Consider the following 18,608-nt stretch of genomic DNA (forward strand, 5'->3'; position numbering starts at 1 on the left):
GGTACAGGATATCTGGTTGCGGAAAGGAGTTATAATGAAAAAAATTACCGCCATGCTGGCATTTCTGCTGGCGTTCAGTTCCTCGCTTTTTGCCTCTTATAACCAGATATGGGAAGAGTCCACGCTGAACAAGATTATGGAGCGCAAGGTGCTTCGTGTTGGTCTGGATGCAGGCTATATGCCATTTGAAATGACCAACAAGCAGGGTAAGATCGTTGGTTTTGATGTGGACGTTGCCCGGCAGATGGCCAAGTCCATGGGCGTAGAGCTGGAAATTGTCAATACCGCATGGGATGGCATTATTCCGGCACTGGTGACGGATAAGTTTGACATTATCATGTCCGGTATGACTCTGACTTCCCAGCGTAACCTGCAGATTAACTTTGCCAACCCCTATATTGTCATTGGCCAGAGTGTATTGCTGCGTAATGGCCTGGAAGATGAAATCAAGTCTTACAAAGATCTGAATAATCCAAAATATACGGTGGTTTCCAAGCTGGGCACCACTGGCGATCTGGCCGCCAGGCGCTACCTGAGCAAGGCTAAGCTGAGATTGTTCGAAACCGAATCTGAAGGTGCCATTGAAGTGGTGAATGGCAAGGCAGATGCCTTTATTTATGACCTCCCGTTTAATGCGGTCTACTCCAGCCAGAATCCGGGCAAACTGGTTCACCTGGACACTCCTTTCACTTATGAGCCGCTGGCCTGGGGCGTTCGCAAGGGGGACCCGGACTTTGTTAACTGGTTAAATAACTTCCTGACCCAGATTCAGGGCGATGGTACTTACGATAAAATTTATGCCAAGTGGTTCGAAAGTTCCGCATGGCAAAAGACCCTGAAGTAACGGTTGATGCTGCAGGGTAAACCCGTGAAAGGCCAGCCTCTGCAAATGGAAAAGCCGCCAAACCAGGTTCTGTGGAATCTGGTTTTTGCGGCAATATTGCTGCTGTTGGGTCTGGGTATCTACAAGTCCAGTCAAGCGATTGACTATATCTGGCGCTGGGATCGAATTCCCCAGTACATTGTTTATCAGGCCCGCGATGAACTTCGTGCGGAGTTTGATGGCACCATACAAAGTAATGAAGCAGGAGAGCTAAACCTCATTAATGATGCTGACGACAGTGAGCGTATGACTGTTGTCGGTTATCAGGAAATTGCTGTCAGTGACGGTGACCTGATCTTTGCAGGTGACCTGTTGGCGGTCAACTATCACTGGCAGCCGGGACCGATGGCCAATGGACTCTGGATGACCATCAAGCTCTCCCTGGTGTCTATTGTTTTTGCCATTGTTCTTGGGGCTCTGGCTGGTCTGGCGCGCATATCACCCAATCCGGCACTGCGTCACCTTGCGACTGTTTATGTTGAGCTGGTGAGGGGGACGCCCCTGCTGGTGCAAATCTTCATTGTCTACTTCTTTATTGGCACTGTTATGGATCTGGAGCGATTCACCGCCGGTGTGGTGGCGCTGTCAGTATTCACCGGAGCCTATGTGGCAGAAATCATCCGGGCCGGTATCGAATCTATCAGCCGGGGGCAGATGGAGGCCGGACGAAGTCTGGGGATGAGCCGTGGCATGACCATGCGCTATATCATTCTACCGCAGGCGTTCAAAAGGGTGTTGCCACCACTGGCTGGCCAGTTTATCAACCTGATCAAGGATTCTTCGCTGGTTTCCGTTATCTCGCTGACAGACCTTACCAAGGCTGGACGGGAAGTGGTAAGTGTGACATTCAGCCCGTTTGAAGTATGGTTCAGTGTTGCCCTGTTGTACCTGGTTCTGACCGCCATGCTTTCCTGGCTGGTCCGTCGTTTGGAGGTGAGATATGCCGTCAGAGACTGAAGGTTCTTTGTCCGCAGCGGGCATTATCCGGGCCACCGGGGTTGAGAAGGTCTATCCCAACGGGGTGCATGCTCTGAAAAATGTTCATCAGAATATTCAGGAGGGTGAGGTCGTTGTGGTCATTGGCCCCAGCGGCTCCGGTAAGTCGACATTTCTGCGAACCCTGAATCAGCTGGAAACCATTAATGCGGGTGAAATTGTTATTGATGGTATATCCCTGACCACGCCCGGGGATGTGAATAAACTCCGGGAAGAAGTGGGGATGGTTTTTCAGTCGTTTAATCTGTTCCCCCACCTGTCAGTATTGGACAATATCTGCCTGGCACCCATGAAGGTTCGTGGCATCAGCCGCACTGAAGCAGAGGAGCGGGCAAAAGCCCTTCTGCTGAAAGTAGGGCTGTCGGATAAGGCCGCCAGTTTTCCTCCGCAACTGTCGGGTGGACAGCAACAGCGGGTTGCCATCGCCAGGGCACTGGCCATGCAGCCACGGATTATGCTGTTTGATGAACCCACCAGTGCCCTTGACCCGGAAATGGTTGGTGAAGTGCTGGATGTGATGAAACAGCTGGCTGCAGAGGGGATGACCATGGTGGTGGTTACCCATGAAATGGGGTTTGCCCGGGAGGTGGCTGATCGGGTCCTGTTTATGGACGGCGGTGAGTTACTGGTGGATAGTGAGCCGGAGGTTTTTTTTCAGGCACCGGAGAATGAACGTTTGCGGGTTTTCTTAAGTCAGGTAATTTGACGAAATCTTTGGTCAGTAAAACAGCTGGCTCTTTATGGATTCCGGGGGGGGGGGAGTATTTCAGCTGTGCTCTTTGATCACTCTATCCTTTCTCCTGGTCCATATCCGAAAGGCTATAACGTCGGATCGGTTAGATGTAATTATCCGTTGTTATCTCCTGGGTGTGTTTCCTTAAACGCCCAGCGAACCCTTAATACAGGCGTTCTTTTAAATGCTGGAATCAATAACCAGTACATAAGGATGCCAAAGCAGTTTGCGACGATATCCCAGAACGATGGGTGGCGATAGTCGGTAAGGGATTGCAGGCCTTCAATCCAGATACCGTATAAAGCCGCGATAGCCGCTTTTTTCAGGTTGAAATTGTCCTGGTAACAACAGCCATCAAGCAGGCCGGAAATAACCAGAAAAGCAAGGCAATGGGCTATTTTGTCAGCAGCCACCGGTAGCCTCCAGAATGTCAGGTCAACACCTCTGAAGTTATCTATAGGCAATAGAGACAAAATAGTGATGGCTGTCAGGGTGATGGCTAATGCCGCTCTGCTGACCGGTAAATAGTGCTGAAGAATTACGTCTTCCAGTGACGGGGATTTCCTGAGGTTTTCCACTTTACACGTTTGGATCTGTTTGTATTGAGTTTGTCTTTCAGTGAAGCAGGAATTTCCAGCTCACGCCAATGACCCGGCTGCAGGTCGTCAATTTTCCATGATCCTATCTGGCAGCGAATCAGCCTGAGTGTTGGATGGCCGATAGCAGCGGTCATTCTTCTTACCTGACGGTTTCTACCCTCCTTTATAGTTAATTGAATCCAGCAATCCGGAATCGACTTTCTTTCCCGTATGGGCGGCACTCTGTCCCAGACATCAGGAGGGTCAATGATTTCTGCCCGGGCCGGGAGAGTAGGGCCGTCGTTCAGAACTATTCCGGTACGAAGATGGTCTAAGGGTTGAGAGTCCGGGATTCCTTCCACCTGAACCCAGTATGTTTTGGGCATCTTGTGCTCAGGTGAGGCAATCAGGTTTTGCAACTGGCCATTATCCGTCAGCAGTAACAACCCTTCGCTGTCTCGATCCAGCCTGCCCGCTGGATAGATGCCGGGAATGTTAATGAAATCCTTCAGGGTTTGCCGTCCTTCCTGGTCCGTAAACTGGGTCAGGACACCGTAAGGTTTATTAAAAAGCAATAATCGGCTTTTTTTGGAAGGGCGTATAACAGAAGCCTGCATGGGTAATCACTGATGAGAAAAGTCAGAATTATAAATGCAGGAGAACCTGTGGACTAGACTATGGCCTTAACCATTTAAAAGGGGTTTGTGTGAGTACACCACCAGCAAGCTGTGATCACCCTCAGCAGCGGGCAACTGATTTGAAATCAGTTATCAGTTATTTAGCTCCATTGCTATTGGGGGGGAGTCTTTGGGTGCTACCCGCTCCGGAAGGTCTGGATCTGCAGGGGTGGCATATGCTGATTATTTTTATCAGCACCCTGTTGGGGGTGATGGTCACCCCCATGCCCATGTCGGCAATCACACTGATGGGGGTGACAGCTCTGGGACTGACCAAAACGCTGACCCTCAAGCAGGCACTGGCGGGTTATGGTGATCCCGTAACCTGGCTGGTGGTGCTGGCGTTTTTCATCTCTCACGGGTTTATAAAAACCGGGCTTGGGCTCAGAATTGCCTACTGCTTCATGCGTATCATGGGGAAGAAAACCCTGACGCTGGGTTACGGACTTACCCTGACGGATATGCTGCTTGCCCCGGCAATGCCCAGTACCACGGCTCGCGCAGGTGCTGTGGTATACCCCATTATGCAATCCATCGCCACTGTCTATGACAGTAAACCGGGAGCCACTGCCAAAAGGATGGGGGCTTTTCTGTTGATGATCGTCTTCCATGCCAATGCCATCACCAGCACCATGTTTCTGACCGCCATGGCGGGTAATCCACTGGTGGTCAAGCTTGCTGGCAATCAGGGTATTGAGTTGAGCTGGGCGACGTGGGCCCTGGGGGCATTGTTACCCGGTATTGTCTGTCTTATCTTGATGCCACTTTGCCTGTATCGCATTATCCCGCCGGAATTGAAAGAAACCCCCATGGCCGTCAAGGTGGCACAGGATGAACTTCACCGCCTGGGCTCCCTGACCAGGGATGAATGGATTATGGCCGGTACATTCCTGGCGCTGCTTGTGCTCTGGATATTTGGCCAGCAGCTGGGCTTTTCAGCGACGCTGGTTGCCATGGTGGGGGTGTGCATTCTGCTGTCAAGCGGTGTTCTGAACTGGGATGATCTCCGTGGTAATAAGGGGGCCTGGGACACCATGATCTGGTTCGGGGCATTTATTACCATGGCTCATTACCTCAGTGCCTATGGCGTAGTGAGCTATGTCAGTGATCAGGTTGGCGTTCTGTTTGACGGTCTGCCCGCCTGGCTGGCAATGATCACCGTTTGTGGACTTTACTACTTTTTCCATTATTTCTTTGCCGCATCCACAGCACAGATCAGTGCCATGTATGCCGGTTTTCTGCTGATTATGCTCGGAGCTGGTGTTCCGCCACTGGGAGGTGCACTGATGCTGGCTTATATGAGTAATATTTGTGCTGTTATTACCCACTATGGAAATGGACCGGCACCAATTCTTTATGGGGCCGGTTATCTCTCTCTTTCCACCTGGTGGAAAGTCGGGTTGATCATGAGTTCGCTCTATTTGCTGGTGTGGCTGGGGTTGGGTAGTGTCTGGTTGTCCTGGTTAGGCTATTTATAGCCAGGTTATAGCCAATAAGTTGTAACTGATCCGGCCATTTGCCACAGTGTGTTGTGGCCTAAACAATCACCTCAACAAGAAACGTTTTGATCAGGAAACCCAGGACACCCAGGCCGAGAGCTCCAAAGAGTACAAATGTACCCCATTTTCCCGCATTGGATTTTTTGGCCAGGTCATAAACGATAAAAGCCATAAATAAAACCAGCCCGCTGATTAAGACCTGCAACATGATGGATTCGAATTCAGCAACATCCATAGAACCTCCAGAAATTTTGCCGACTTTTTTCGCCAACTTTCTTATGCCGGTATTTTAGGCATTTTCTGCTGAGTCGCCAATATCGCATATAAACATAGTACAGCTCCCATCAGTTGATGCGTTATTGCCAGGTGCTGCAACCCTCAACCTTCAACAGACCCTACACAGATTTGTCCCCAGACCGATATAGGTATCCAGAGAGTTTCAAAATGATCTGGTCAAAGGCTATCCGGGGGTAGGTATGGCGCTCAAACTCAGGCTGGTAGATGTCACCAAATTACAAAAAACCAACTATCTGACTTCGGAGGCATCAAAGGCTGCCGTCCGGGAGGCAAAAGCGTTGCTGGATAAGCAGGAAGAGTTTATGAAAAATGGTGGAATGGACCGGCAAAAGCTACGTGCTTTTATCAATAGTGACTATTGGACATCTCGCCAAAAGCAGAAAGCCAGGGAAGAACTGCTCAATTTTCATAATGAGTTTAAAAGCAATATGGCCAATGAAGCAGCGGCTAAGCGCAAAGAGCTGAATAGTGCCAGCCGTCTGCTCACGCAACGTAAAGTGAAGAAAGCAAGTACCGTTAAAAAGCGCTCTGGATATGTATAGGGCGTAAACAGATCAATACAAAAAATAAATGCTTTTCAGGGATGAGTTCAGCATGAATAACGTTAACGGCGTTTCCACGACGAATGATATAAAAACTCTAAATCCGGCAGATATGAGTCAGCAGGACTTCATTGCTGCTGTCTATCTTGAGCGTGGAGAAATGCTGGACTCAGAAGTTCGACGAATTATTGGTGAAATTGATAAAAGTAACCAGTATATAGATACCATTAATAAGTTGATTGGCAAGGCTAATGTCGCCGAGTATGGATCAACCCATTATTCCTCCACCACATGGCAGGTTAAAGGCAAAAATGTTGTGCTTGATAATGGTTACGGGTTGAATTTCCAGCCAGATGGTAAGGGTGGGAATACCTTCACTCTCCTTGACGGGGATGGTAATCAGTTAATCTACCAGAACCAGACTCTGATACCTGTGCCTGCCGGTGCTACGGTGGATGCACTGGAAGTTGGCATTCCCGTGATGAACGACATGACCTATATACTGAATGATGGCACTGAGATTACCTTTAAGGCCGGAGCCCCGGATAAAACATTCAACTCCTCGGACTTTTCCGGAGGAATGGCGGATATAACTTCGATTATCATTACCCGAGATAATCAGGGAATGAAAATCAGTGATGTTAATGTTGCCGGATCAATGACCATCGGCTCCCCTACCGTTGAGACCCCAACTGACGTGGGAGTATCCCAGCCGACCTCAAAAACGCAAACGGTAAGTGTTCCTGCTAACACTCTGCCGGTGTATGAGCACTACGATGAGAACGAAAATTACGACACCATTGATGCCGTCCATGGGGAAAGAGTATCCTCCCAGTGGCAAGGGGTTATTCAGAATAAATCTCCAGCGGAACAGGCCGCCATACTGTCCAAGATAAAGTCGGATGGCGGGATATCTATTTACTGGGAACTGGGTGACGCGGATAATACTAATGAGATTTATCGTAAAACATTTGATTATGAGCCCTACGCCAGTGAAACGCTCTCCCAATTTATTGGACGTGCCGTTAATAGCTCTAAAACGGATTTCCGAAACTATGTCCATGCAGAGGAAGGTGATATAGAAATAGAGTATATCCAAACCGACATTCACTTTCCCGCTTATAGTTATCAGGAAGTGATACCAGGGACCAGTAAAACAACCAAACAAGCTTCATCCAGCGCTATTAACGTAAGCCGGGATTTTTATGACTCTGAGAATTATGGGAGTATCAAGGCATTCACTGATGATTATTTATTAAAATTGAGAAGTGACCTGACGAAAAGAGATCTCAGCGATGAACAGATGAAAGGGCTTGAAAAAGAATTACAGACCAATGGCTATTCCATTAACTTGACGCTGGAGGATACTGATGGGGACGATAACTCGTATGGCAGAAATTATAGCTACAAATTGGTCCCCGGAGAGTCTGTGGATGATTTCTTTGAACGCGTGATGGATCATTCAGCAGCAAAGCTCAGATCATGGATAAACTACCATATGGATGAGGGCGCAATTAACATAAAATCAATGTCTGCCTCCAGTACTATACCCGGATTCTCCTATGATCAGTATGCACCACTTCCACAGGCTGAAGAAAATGCTGCTCGTCCGAAAAACCGCCATAGCCTGGATGTCAACAATCATGATGGTCACATCCTGTTTGAAGCCGGAGGCATGCACCAGTGGGAGTATGATGGCCGGGGTACCCAGGCCATCAGTAAAGCGAATCCCAATGATTCCAGCAATCAGGTATCCGGTTTTTTTGGCAGGAAGCTGGCGTTCAGCCAGTCAGTCAATGATGAGTTTAGCGGTACCACGCCGTTTATGACCCAGAAGGAGAAAGAACTCCTGAGTAATATATTGAGGATTACCTATCCCGATGCCAGCGGCAGTGGCAAGCTGACCCCTGAAGAGTGGGTCACGTTAAAGAAGAGCCTGATTAATGCCCGTGATAATCTCAATGGCAACAGTCAGATTCAGACCGTTCAGCTGCAAAGGGCGATGCAGACGTATAATCAAAACTTTGAGGCCATGTCCAACGCCCAGCAGAAGATCTACTCCCTGCTCAGGGATATCATTTCTAATGTGAAGTAATCCGGGGCAACCGGCAATAACTGTGCAGCAGCGAATGCCGGTCCACTTGACTTAATCAAGACTGATCCCCAGTTGACTGACGCCATCGTTGGCAGAAAGAAGCCGAAGCTCTTTGGTAAATTCTTTTGATGGTTTCTTTTGCTGACAGACCATGCGGATCAACTCACTGATAAACCGACGTTGAACCTCAAACAATTCATGCTCTTCAGTATACTGCGCGAGCTCTGTCCCTCTGAGCTCTTGTGCTTCAGTGTATTTTATGAATTTACCGATGGTGCTGAGTGACACCGTTAATGCACTGGCTGTTTCATCAATGGATGCTTTCATGGCACAGTTGATGGCACAGTTAAGACCAGCCGAAAAATCCAGCGCCGGTTCAACACCAAACATATCAAAATCTTCAGGGGCTGGCGTATTTTCATCCAGTCGTTCAAGCAGACGTTCGAAGTTTTTTGCCGATTGAAGTCCGGCGGTGTAGTCCCAGAGCATGTTCAGACAGTGCCTCACATCGGCAGCATGGCCAAATTCTGCCAGCTCTGAAAACAGTGCAAAGTTGGGCCATGCTCTCTCAGTGACAGCCGTAGCCAGTGTGGCCAGTTGCCAGGGAGCGAGTAATTCAATTTGGCGGGAATATTGAGCGTATAGTGTGCGGGTGTTCAATGATGATTACCATTAGGGTTGATGCCGCTGGCATTTTAGCATTTCTTGTTAACAGCGACATCACTACTTTAAATTTACAGGGGCCAGGTAAACTGCAGTCGTACAGAGTTGAAATTATAATTGGAATTTAACTCAACAGCACCACCATCCGGTAAGCAGCTGCCGGCAGTAATTCGATTGGTCCTGAGCTGGACTTCCCCACAATCACTGAAAGAATATCGGGTGTTCTGCCTGATAAAGTAGATACTTTCTTTAACGCTTTCTCCAAGACCGATGCTCTCCAGTCCGTAAAGAATGGCTGAGCCTGCAACCCGGTCCCGGACCTTATCCGGGTCGTCAATGGTTTTGTAAATGAATGAGCCAATGCGCTCTTCATTGATCTCTATTGTCTGTTTGAAAATAAATTCTGCTTGTTTGTGGTCTGTTTGATAGGTCGGTGCCAGAAAATCATTCATGGATGAAACATCGTTTAAAAACGGAGTTCTATCATTTGATTCCATCAGCAGGGAATGATCAGCTGATGAATAGGATATAAAGCCCATTGCCATAGATAAGTAAATCGTTCGAAAAATGTTTTGGGCAATATTAGTTATTTTCATAGCTTTAATCCTTGAGTTGATTTATGTCTGTTTGTTCTTTTTCTCCAAAAGAGATTTTTGGGTTTTCGATAGGAAGAGAATATTTTTAATTCTATTTAGATAATCAAAAACCAATTGCTTAAAACATATTGTTTAAATGCATACCATCACATTAGACACCTAAAGAGTGAAAATAACTTGAACAAAGGTATCATATTTCTATTTGATCTATGGTTTTGAGTGTTTTAATTGTTTTAGAGAATAAAAATATCTTTTTATATTTCGAATATGGCTTCCAGAGAACATCCCCGGAAACCAATGGCCATCAGGCGCGGGACATGAACTTCCCGGTTTCTGTATTGATTTTAATGATTTCCCCGTTACTGAGATACTCTGGAACCTGGACTTCCAGGCCAGTGCTGACCCGGGCCGGTTTTGTTCTTGCCGCGGCCGAGGCTCCTTTTATGCCAGGGGCTGTATCAACGATTTCCAGGGCAACGGATGCTGGCAGGTCAATCGCCAGTAGCTGGCCATCAACCAGCAGGGCGGTCAGGCCTGCCATATTGTCAGCGATATAGAGAAGCTGGTCCTCAATCGTGCTGGCATTGACGAGATACTGGGAATAATCCTCAGAATCCATAAACGTACACTCATTGTCTTCACGATAGAGAAGCGTGACGGCTCTTCTCTGCAGGTCCACATCAGTGAGAAGAATGTCGCCGGTCAGTGTCTGCTCAAGTTTCTGGCCGCCGGGAACAGAACTGAAACGAACCTTATACAGGGTCTGGGCACCGCGGGCAGATGGGCTTTTCGCCTCAACCTGACGAACCTGATAATACTGGCCTTCAATGTCTACAATCTGGCCTTTTTTCAGTTCTCGAGCGTAAGGCATTGGATTCCTCGGAATAGCTGGTATGCAGATAAATACGGTTGGAGTGATGATTGCTCTGGTCTGTACTGTTTGACCTGGATAGTCAAGTTCCAGCGTCAGGAGTCTCTGGCCGGACAGCCAGAGTAAAGCATCCATCGGGGCATTTTAAATTGATTATGCCTGCTGATAAAGAGAGCAGTGAGTGAAGTGTTGCGCAATACAATGCCGGATTGGGGTTTAAAGATGAGTCTCATCAATGCAGATGTCGTGGGTTACTGGATTTACCAACAACCTTGCCCGTGTTATCGAGAATTTTATCCCTGGAATCCACACGGTATATCTGCCTTAAATACTCTTCCTTAATGGCTTTCTCATCAACGAGAGGCTTGGTATCCACTCCAGCGTATGCCAGGTATTCAAGCATGTACAGGGGGTTCGGCATGATAACCTCCGAGCCAGTTATAATGTGCGCGGTAGCTTACCTTTCGCCATGACTCCGTTTGTTGATGCAGGGCATAAAAAGAGTGCCTTGTCATGAAAGTTTGTTGAAAGCCTATGTAAACCACTGATGAAGCTTGTTGTCTGTCAATTTCATGAAAAATATTGCATCGTGCTCGCTAACATAGAAAAAATTGACTTACATCAATGCTTGAAAAAGGCTGGGCCTATAAAAAAGATTATTAGAAGAAATATCTAAGGGGGATGCTATATGACGACAGTGATTGACCGAATCATCAAAGACCATCAGCATATGGCACGCTTGCTGGACTACCTGGATTACGAGGTCTCTGGTTACCGGGAAGGCAGTGAGCACAATCCTCAGCTGAACATTATTATTGAAGCGCTGGATTATATGCATAACTATCCAGATGCATTTCACCATCCTCTTGAGTCCAGGTTGATGGCCCGGCTTCGTCCCCGGTTGGCCAGTAAAGAAGAACGGGTTCAGTTTGATATGATTGAGGATCAACACCGGCAGATTACGGCAATGACCCAGAGGCTCGTGGAGGCTTTCAATACCGTTGCTTCTGACCAGGTTATCCCGATTAATCTGCTACTGGCTGAATACACGCTCTACAGTGAATTGCAGCGGGAACATATGGAACTGGAAAACCAGTATATGATTCCGGCGATGCAGTCCTTATTGAGTGTTGATGATCTGGTACTGGTTGATAATGATCTTAAACAGATGTCTGATCCACTTTTTGGTTCTCATTTATGGGAGGTATACCAAAATCTGTACCAGTATGTTACTGAGCGGGAAAACGGGGTTGAGCCGGTTATTTGATATTCAGCTCTACTCATAACCTTTACTCTCCAGCAAATTGCATGTTAAGAATTTGCTGGGAGTTCTGTCCAGACCGTAACTCAGTTTGCGGCTTGTCCCTTCGCCTTTATCTTCTTCACCCAGTCTGCAATGTAATAGCACTGATATTCATAAAGTGATAATTGTATAGGGCAGTTTTTTATTTCGCTATCGAAAGAGAGGATGGAGCGTGGGTAAACCAATAACATGGATTGTTGCAGGCATTTTCTGGATGCAGGCTCATTTCGTTCTTGCTGATGCCATTCCCCCCGGAGAGATTGCGCCCGAGCCGGGTACAGGCAATACGGAACAGGAACTGGTCAGGGCCTCTGACTATATGGTAGCTACTGCAAACCCCTATGCAGCGAGAGCTGGTTACGAAATTCTCAAACAGGGCGGTTCTGCTATTGATGCTGTCATCACCACGCAGCTGGTACTGAACCTGGTGGAACCGCAATCTTCAGGTATTGGTGGGTCGGGATTAGTCGTTTATTTTGATAATAAGGTCGGACAGTTATCCACCTGGGAAGGTCGTGAGACTGCACCGGGGCAGGTAAAGCCGGATCACTTTCTTGATGAAACAGGAGAACCCAGGGCGTTTTATGATGCGGTTGTGGGTGGGCGATCGGTAGCAACTCCCGGTCTGCTCAAGTTGATGTATGAAGTGCATCAAAAGCATGGAAAACTGGCTTGGAAAACCTTGTTCAAGCCAGCGATAAAACTGGCCCGGGAAGGGTTTATTGTGTCGCCAAGACTGGCCAGCCTTGTTGCCATGGATCAGACACGTCTGGGGCGTTATGAAAACACGAGAAACTACTTTTATCCTGAAGGCCGTCCTGTGCAGGAAGGCGATCTGCTGAAAAACCTGCCATTTGCCAATACTCTGTCTCTTATTGCCAGTCGTGGGATTGATCCGTTCTATCAGGGAGAGATTGGTCGCGATATCGTCACAACGGTGAACTCAGTAACCGATAATCCTGGCTTACTGACTATGAGTGACCTGAACCGTTATCAGGTTCAGGAACGTGACCCTGCCTGTATGGACTATCGGAGGTATCGGGTGTGCAGTATGGGACCACCGAGTTCGGGTGGGCTGACCATGGGGCAGATTCTCGGGATGCTGGATCACTACAACCTGCCTGAACTGGGCAAGGACAACCCCATTAGCTGGCAACTGATTGGTGATGCAACGCGTCTGGCTTTTGCCGACCGTGGAATGTATATGGCGGATCAGGACTTTATTAATGTGCCGGAGGGGTTGCTGGATAAGTCCTATCTTCTTGAGCGAAGTCGGCTGCTTAAAACTGGAAAGCCGTTGCAAGGGGTTGCTCCGGGCTTGCCGCCGGGCATAGACGAAATACGTCAGGCTTCCGTTGAAGCGCTGGAACTCCCGGCAACGACGCATATCAGCATTGTTGATGGTGATGGCAATGCGGTGGCGATGACCTCCAGCGTAGAGAATGCTTTTGGCTCACGCCTGATGGTTGGTGGTTTTCTGTTGAATAACTCCATGACGGATTTTTCCTTCCGTCCATTTATTGATGGCAAACCGGTAGCCAATCGCATAGCACCAGGAAAACGACCAATGTCTTCTATGACGCCCACTATCGTGTTACGTGATGGCAAGCCCTATATGGTTCTTGGCTCTGCGGGTGGCAGTCGTATAATTGTTCATGTTGTCAAAACAGTTATTGCTCATCTGGACTGGCAATTACCCGTGGATGAAGCCGTTAGTCTATCTCACCGAATCAATATGCAGGGATCTTATGAACTTGAGTCCGGAACGGATGCGGAAAAGCTGGTAATACCGCTAAAAGCAATGGGGTATAAGGTATCAGTCCGTGATCTGAACAGCGGTCTGCATGCCATTGTTATAAAGAAGTCAGGCCTGGAAGGGGCTGCTGATCCACGGCGGGAAGGTGCGGTTATGGGGGACTGAATACCCGTATGCCCAAGATCGAAGACCAATGGCACTGACTTAAGACTCCAAGCCATGATCTGCCTCACCAGAGTCATGGCTATGGAATAGCAAGAAAAGAACCGTTTTTTCTCTTGTTTTCATCCCAAACCAAAGTAGCAGCGAATAAGGATCAGGATAAAGTGCACTGCAGATCATTTAGATCTTCAAAAGCTTCTGCAACATCCAATAGCTCTAACTGCCAGCTGTACTTGGCTCCGGCTCCGATAAGCGCTCGCTCGCATTGTACGTCACTTGCAAAATCCAGCGCCGTCTGGTTCCTGTTGTTTTTGACGTTAATATCTGCATTGGCATCAATAAGGGTCATAAGGTATCCGATATTGTTTTCTCTGGCAGCCGCAAAGAGTGCAGTTTCACCGGAGTAGTCTCTGGCATTAATATCTGCCCCAGCCCTAATCAGAGTTTTGGCACATTCTACATTGTCAGTCCGGTTGCCCAGGTGGAGGGCCGTACGGCCCTGTTGATCTCTGGCATTGCGATCCGCCCCAGACTCAAGGAGTTTTTGAAGAAAGGTAATATCATCAAGTCCAGCGGCGATATGAAGTGCACAGTCGCCAAACCGGTTTTTAACATCCACATTTGCCCCGGCGAGCATGACTGCGTTCATGAGCTTTTTGTCTTGACGACTGACCGCACAGGTAAGAGGCGTGAAACCGTTCGTGAGAACGCTGCCTTTTTCAACTCTGCCATTAATGTCCGCACCTGCGTCAATCAGAGGTTGCATGCACTCGGTGCTGCCTGACCCAACTGCATTGAACAATGCATGATTGAGATCAAGACTAAGAGCGAGCCCCCCCTCGTTGAGCAGAACATGTACGCTCACGGGGAGATTTTTCGCGGTGGCGATCATCAGAGACTCATTTAAAATCTCAGTACGTCGTCCACTGTTGAGATCCTCAAAACAGTACCATGATTTCATCAGAAATCGGATTGAATCAGTTTGGCCACTTTCCGAGGCAATACGCAGGGCTCCAGCAGCTTCGTTCGCCCCCTTTTTCATCAAATACCGCATAGACTCTACCTGAGCTTCTCCAGCAGCAGAACCCATTGCCATATTAAGTTGTTCGGTAATGTAATCTCTATGGTGCCCCTTGAACCAGGTGTTTAATACCCACTCCAGACACTCAATCCGGCCATTTGCAGCTGCTGTATACAATACAGAGTTAGGATTGGGGTGTGGCTCTTTTGATTTTTCCCACAATAATTGCAAGCACTCAACCTGACCGTGTTTAGCGGCAATCTTTCCCAGGGCATCAATTATGCTCTCCAGATTGTCAGCATAAACGGCTCCTCCAGATTGTTGTTGCCAGCCTATATTGTCGATATCAAGATCCAACACCTTTCCCAGTGCTTCCAGATCCCCATAACGACAGGCATGTGCAGCTAAAGGCTGAGAGCAACGAAGCAACGGCAGGATAGGTTGCTCCGAACAGACAATGCAATGCAGTTCACTCCGCCTGGCCTCAGCCCTGGCTTGATCAAGCAATGGTTGAAGAATGCAGTCAAGATGGAATTGGTGGGACTCAGGGCACGACGCGGTGACCACCGATCGCCCACCAAATAAGCTGTTTGTTTGCTCTTTACAGAGAGCACAAGTTGGAAAATTACTTAAATTGTTTATCGAATTTGTAACATTATTCATAACAGATCTCCGTTAAAAGCGAGCAGCTGCCTTTCACCTCCATTGGTATTTTCCTGAAATCTGTTGTCAAAGGACTGATCAGATATACAGAAACACTGTCAGTGCAAAACCAGTGAGAGAGCGAGAACCACCTTGGCCGGATTGCTACCACTGCACTCTGAAAAGCGTTTTTCCAGAACGTGAAGGCTGCAAGTGAGTTGTTTTTCAGCTTAGGAGGCTGAGCGAGGATAGCGCCCGTCCAGGCGACCCATTAGCGAGGATAGCAGTCTATTCTCGGTCAGCCTCTTGGGAACAGTCCTTAATTAATAACAGTCGTGCTTTCTAACTTTCGGTTTCTATACCAACCGAAGTAACGGCACCAATTCACCATCATCGCTGTCTTCTGCAATATCGGGCAGTGAGTTCACGGAGCGTTCGGGGGATCTGTTCACGGGATTGTCCCCTGTGCTCCCGGCCAATATGGGGCTATAACCAGCCGCAGGCGATGCCCGGTTGCGATAGTAGCGGAAGATACACAAGCCAACCACCAGCACCAAGAGTACACCGCCCAGGGCTATAGCGGCTAAAGCGGCTTGATTCAGGTTCAGATCCCTTGAGCTGCTTTTACCCGAAGTGGTTGGGGTTGTTGTCGGGATGGTTGTCGGGATTGTGGCCGGGAAGAACCCACACTGATGAATTTGATTGTTTGCCAGTGCCGTAAAATTATAAACATCGGGCCGATAATTCGGCGGCAGCAGACCAGGGTCAATACCTGCACCTGAATTATCCAGCCAGGGATGACAACCAGGGTCGGTATTGTTTTGCCAGTGTCCATTGATACGGACATTACAGATGCCCGCTTCAGGACCACCCATGACACCAGCATCTCCATATTCACTGTCGACTTCGCAATTGATCGCCGTGGTGCAGGCAAGATTGCTATAAGATGAAAATCCTCCCTCTCCGATGCCAGCATCTGCGCTCTTGCCGGAGGTTGTCACTGTACAGTTCAATGCGGTGGTGCCAACTATCTTTACAGATTCAAATCCGCCACCAACCATGCCCACCCCGATACCGGCGTTCCCGCCGGGGCCGGAGGTCGTCACAGTGCAGTTTGCTGCTGTGGTGTTAGCAACATTTGCCACAGAAAAGCTGCCTCCCCCTGCGCCGATGCCTGCATTGCCACGCAAACCGGAAGCGGCCACGGTACAGTTCACCGCTGTGGTGTTGGCAACCATGTCAAAAAAAACAGCTTTGCCCAGGCCAATACCTGCGTCGCCATAATCACCGGTGTTTTCGACTAAACAGTCCACCGCCGTGGTGTGAGCAATCGTGCCATCATTAAAAGCCGTACCCACGCCAATGCCTGCACCTCCATATTTAGCGGAATTTTCAACTTTGCAGTTCACCGCCGTGGTGTTGGCAACCATGCCATGACCATCACGACGCCCCTCTGCTTTAAAACCTGCCATTAGCCTCCCCGCACCAATGCCTGCTGCTCCTGAATATTCAGAGCTGGCCGATGTGCAATTCACCGCAGTGGTGCCGACAACCCTGCCATTATCACGAAGAAACCCGGCACCAATACCTGCTGCTCCAGCGTCTTCCACGCCAGCGGAGGCTGCCACAGTGCAGTTCACTGCGGTGGTGTTGAGCACCGTTCCCCGGACATTCCCCCCGGCAATCCCCGCACTGTCACCCAGGGCTAATACATGGGCATTCTTAACGCTGGCATTAGTGACCATGGCATCGTCTGCAATGATACAGGCCACTACCGCGACCGGGCCTTTGTCTCTTATATTGGCACCGTTAAAGTTCAGGCCATCGATCTGGCCTGTACCTCCAAGGGTTTGCACCAGACAATGGCTAAGATTACAAATGGTGCCGTTTTCGCCACGGAGGGTGCCGGTAAATGGATGAGTATCATTACCAATGGGCTGGCCCAACTGGCTACCATCAATATCCCCGGTCTGTCGGTAAGTACCATTGAGTGGATAGTCAGGGTCATGGCCGATCTTACCCAGGGTTGCAGCATCCGGCACCGCTATCCACCGGTCACTGTTATCGTCGGCTGTGGCTGTCGCATTGGCAGCAGTTAGGCCGGACGGAGCACTTGGCACCATGGTCGGGTTCAGCAGCTGATGGGTCCGGGGCGTTGTGCTGGCCGGTTTACGATGCTGCGGCGGTATGTCTTGCTGTCTGTTTTTTATTGCACTGTGGTCGTTTACCGGGTTTTCCTCACGGGTATTTTCCTGTAACAACGGTACGGCGTCAGATTCTGAACACACACCCAGTCGTCCCCACCGTCCCTGTGGCTCGACAGACTGGCTTGTTGATGGTTGCGAGGCACTGGCAGTAACGCTGCCGGGCATGGTTGGTGGCTGTATCAAAATCACTCCCTCATGATGGCGTTAATTATTGTGCTGGTTTCCTACCGCTCAAATTCCCGGGACCGCCACAGGCAGTCATAGGTCTTTGCAATTTGATTGTTCGGTCATCCAGCATAATGAAAATGCCACACGTGGAGAGAAGGCCTATTCGTGCCTGACTCGGGGATTCTCACGGCAAAAGAGCAAACAACCCGCAGGGTAGAATAGCCCCGGATGCGTTACTTTGCTGTGAAAATTCCCGAGAAGAGCATAAAACGGGCCAGCCTGAAATGCGTGAGGCCTTCAGTACTTCGAAAAGCTCAGGAAAAAAGTTCCTGACGATTTCTGAACTGATCCAGGGCATCCGGGTTGGCCTGGGCATCGGTATTTTTTACCGGCCGATTATGAATAACTTCACGCACCGGCAGCTCAACGATTTTACCGCTGATGGTTCTTGGAATGTCGGTGACCTGCAGAACCTTGGCGGGAACGTGACGAGGCGTAGTGTTGCTGCGAATGGTCTGGATGATTTTCCGGATCAACTGATCATTAAGTGTCACGCCATCACGAAGCTGCACAAACAACACAATGCGTGTGTCGTCTTCCCACTCCTGTCCTACCGCAATGCTTTCAAGTACTTCTTCTACCTTTTCAACCTGACGATAAATCTCGGCAGTACCAATGCGGACGTCTCCCGGATTTAATACGGCATCGGCCCGGCCATGGATAATAACGCCGCCATGCCGGGTCAGCTCGCCGTAATCGCCATGAGCCCAGCCCCCTGCAAACTCGTTGAAGTAGGCGTTGTGGTACTTGCTGCCATCAGGGTCATTCCATAAGCCAACGGGCATGGACGGGAAGTGCAACTTCATAGCTGATATCCGGAAGAATGACTTTCAATAATTCCCCCGGCTGGGGAATTATA

Annotated in this window: 17 protein-coding genes and 1 pseudogene; 8 read left to right on the plus strand and 10 right to left on the minus strand. The window is 48.9% G+C overall.

The annotated features are described in order from the left end of the window. The first annotated feature begins 34 nt into the window (after positions 1-34). From J7439_RS03950 to J7439_RS03960, 3 genes are read left to right on the plus strand one after another with little or no spacing between them, the layout of a single operon-like run. Positions 35-844, plus strand: coding sequence for a transporter substrate-binding domain-containing protein (locus tag J7439_RS03950; protein ID WP_209200526.1), 810 nt, complete (start codon positions 35-37; stop codon positions 842-844). A 45-nt stretch (positions 845-889) separates the two neighbouring features. Next, entirely contained in the window at positions 890-1,840 is a 951-nt protein-coding gene (locus J7439_RS03955) for an amino acid ABC transporter permease (protein WP_353622994.1), read from the plus strand. Continuing rightward, positions 1,824-2,585, plus strand: coding sequence for an amino acid ABC transporter ATP-binding protein (locus J7439_RS03960; RefSeq protein ID WP_209200528.1), 762 nt, complete (start codon positions 1,824-1,826; stop codon positions 2,583-2,585). The genes J7439_RS03955 and J7439_RS03960 overlap by 17 nt, the downstream gene beginning before the upstream one ends. 140 nt (positions 2,586-2,725) lie before the next feature. Here the strand turns inward: J7439_RS03960 and J7439_RS03965 are convergent, their stop codons facing one another. Together J7439_RS03965 and J7439_RS03970 are read right to left on the minus strand one after the other, a co-directional pair. Then, positions 2,726-3,190 carry a VanZ family protein gene (locus tag J7439_RS03965; RefSeq protein WP_209200529.1) on the minus strand — a complete coding sequence of 155 codons (465 nt, stop codon included), beginning with the start codon at positions 3,188-3,190 and terminating at the stop codon, positions 2,726-2,728. Continuing rightward, on the minus strand, positions 3,151-3,807 hold the full coding sequence (locus tag J7439_RS03970) for a pseudouridine synthase (RefSeq protein WP_209200530.1): 657 nt from the start codon (positions 3,805-3,807) through the stop codon (positions 3,151-3,153). Before J7439_RS03970 ends, J7439_RS03965 begins: the two co-directional genes overlap by 40 nt. A gap of 89 nt (positions 3,808-3,896) precedes the next feature. On the opposite strand from J7439_RS03970, the gene J7439_RS03975 reads away from it, so the two are divergent. Then, positions 3,897-5,345 carry a DASS family sodium-coupled anion symporter gene (locus J7439_RS03975; protein WP_209200531.1) on the plus strand — a complete coding sequence of 483 codons (1,449 nt, stop codon included), beginning with the start codon at positions 3,897-3,899 and terminating at the stop codon, positions 5,343-5,345. Between the two features lie 58 nt (positions 5,346-5,403). Here J7439_RS03975 and J7439_RS03980 read toward each other — a convergent pair whose 3' ends face one another. Then, a complete protein-coding gene (locus J7439_RS03980; protein WP_209200600.1) occupies positions 5,404-5,601 on the minus strand; it encodes a DUF2788 domain-containing protein in 198 nt (65 codons plus the stop codon). 241 nt (positions 5,602-5,842) lie between these two features. Here J7439_RS03980 and J7439_RS03985 point away from each other — a divergent pair, with 241 nt between their 5' ends. Next, on the plus strand, positions 5,843-6,205 hold the full coding sequence (locus J7439_RS03985) for a hypothetical protein (protein ID WP_209200532.1): 363 nt from the start codon (positions 5,843-5,845) through the stop codon (positions 6,203-6,205). Between the two features lie 52 nt (positions 6,206-6,257). After that, the gene (locus tag J7439_RS03990) at positions 6,258-8,300 is read left to right on the plus strand and encodes a hypothetical protein (RefSeq protein WP_209200533.1); all 2,043 of its coding nucleotides are present in this window, start codon (positions 6,258-6,260) and stop codon (positions 8,298-8,300) included. Positions 8,301-8,351: 51 nt separating this feature from the next. Here J7439_RS03990 and J7439_RS03995 read toward each other — a convergent pair whose 3' ends face one another. The 4 genes from J7439_RS03995 to J7439_RS04010 form a co-directional block, all read right to left on the minus strand. Continuing rightward, a complete protein-coding gene (locus J7439_RS03995) occupies positions 8,352-8,960 on the minus strand; it encodes a DUF416 family protein (protein ID WP_209200534.1) in 609 nt (202 codons plus the stop codon). Between the two features lie 74 nt (positions 8,961-9,034). After that, the gene (locus J7439_RS04000) at positions 9,035-9,559 is read right to left on the minus strand and encodes a hypothetical protein (RefSeq protein ID WP_209200535.1); all 525 of its coding nucleotides are present in this window, start codon (positions 9,557-9,559) and stop codon (positions 9,035-9,037) included. Positions 9,560-9,863: 304 nt separating this feature from the next. Next, positions 9,864-10,430: an elongation factor P-like protein EfpL gene (gene efpL / locus J7439_RS04005; RefSeq protein ID WP_209200536.1), complete on the minus strand. Its 567-nt coding sequence runs from the start codon at positions 10,428-10,430 to the stop codon at positions 9,864-9,866. 232 nt (positions 10,431-10,662) lie between these two features. After that, positions 10,663-10,851, minus strand: a complete 189-nt coding sequence (locus J7439_RS04010; RefSeq protein WP_209200537.1) for a hypothetical protein — start codon at positions 10,849-10,851, stop codon at positions 10,663-10,665. Between the two features lie 267 nt (positions 10,852-11,118). On the opposite strand from J7439_RS04010, the gene J7439_RS04015 reads away from it, so the two are divergent. Further along, complete coding sequence (locus tag J7439_RS04015) at positions 11,119-11,697, plus strand: hemerythrin domain-containing protein (RefSeq protein WP_209200538.1); 579 nt, start codon at positions 11,119-11,121, stop codon at positions 11,695-11,697. 208 nt (positions 11,698-11,905) lie between these two features. Beyond that, complete coding sequence (gene ggt, locus J7439_RS04020) at positions 11,906-13,654, plus strand: gamma-glutamyltransferase (protein ID WP_209200539.1); 1,749 nt, start codon at positions 11,906-11,908, stop codon at positions 13,652-13,654. A 151-nt stretch (positions 13,655-13,805) separates the two neighbouring features. Here ggt and J7439_RS04025 read toward each other — a convergent pair whose 3' ends face one another. The 3 genes and pseudogenes from J7439_RS04025 to J7439_RS04035 form a co-directional block, all read right to left on the minus strand. After that, positions 13,806-15,029 carry an ankyrin repeat domain-containing protein gene (locus J7439_RS04025; protein ID WP_209200540.1) on the minus strand — a complete coding sequence of 408 codons (1,224 nt, stop codon included), beginning with the start codon at positions 15,027-15,029 and terminating at the stop codon, positions 13,806-13,808. A 641-nt stretch (positions 15,030-15,670) separates the two neighbouring features. After that, positions 15,671-17,704 (minus strand): M26 family metallopeptidase, encoded by a 2,034-nt coding sequence (locus tag J7439_RS04030; protein WP_209200541.1) that lies wholly within the window; start codon positions 17,702-17,704, stop codon positions 15,671-15,673. A gap of 299 nt (positions 17,705-18,003) precedes the next feature. Beyond that, a pseudogene (locus tag J7439_RS04035) lies at positions 18,004-18,546 on the minus strand (AMP-binding enzyme); the annotation flags it as partial. Positions 18,547-18,608: the final 62 nt, after the last annotated feature.

It is taken from the genome of Salinisphaera sp. G21_0, from assembly GCF_017744115.1.
GTDB lineage: Bacteria > Pseudomonadota > Gammaproteobacteria > Pseudomonadales > Endozoicomonadaceae > Endozoicomonas.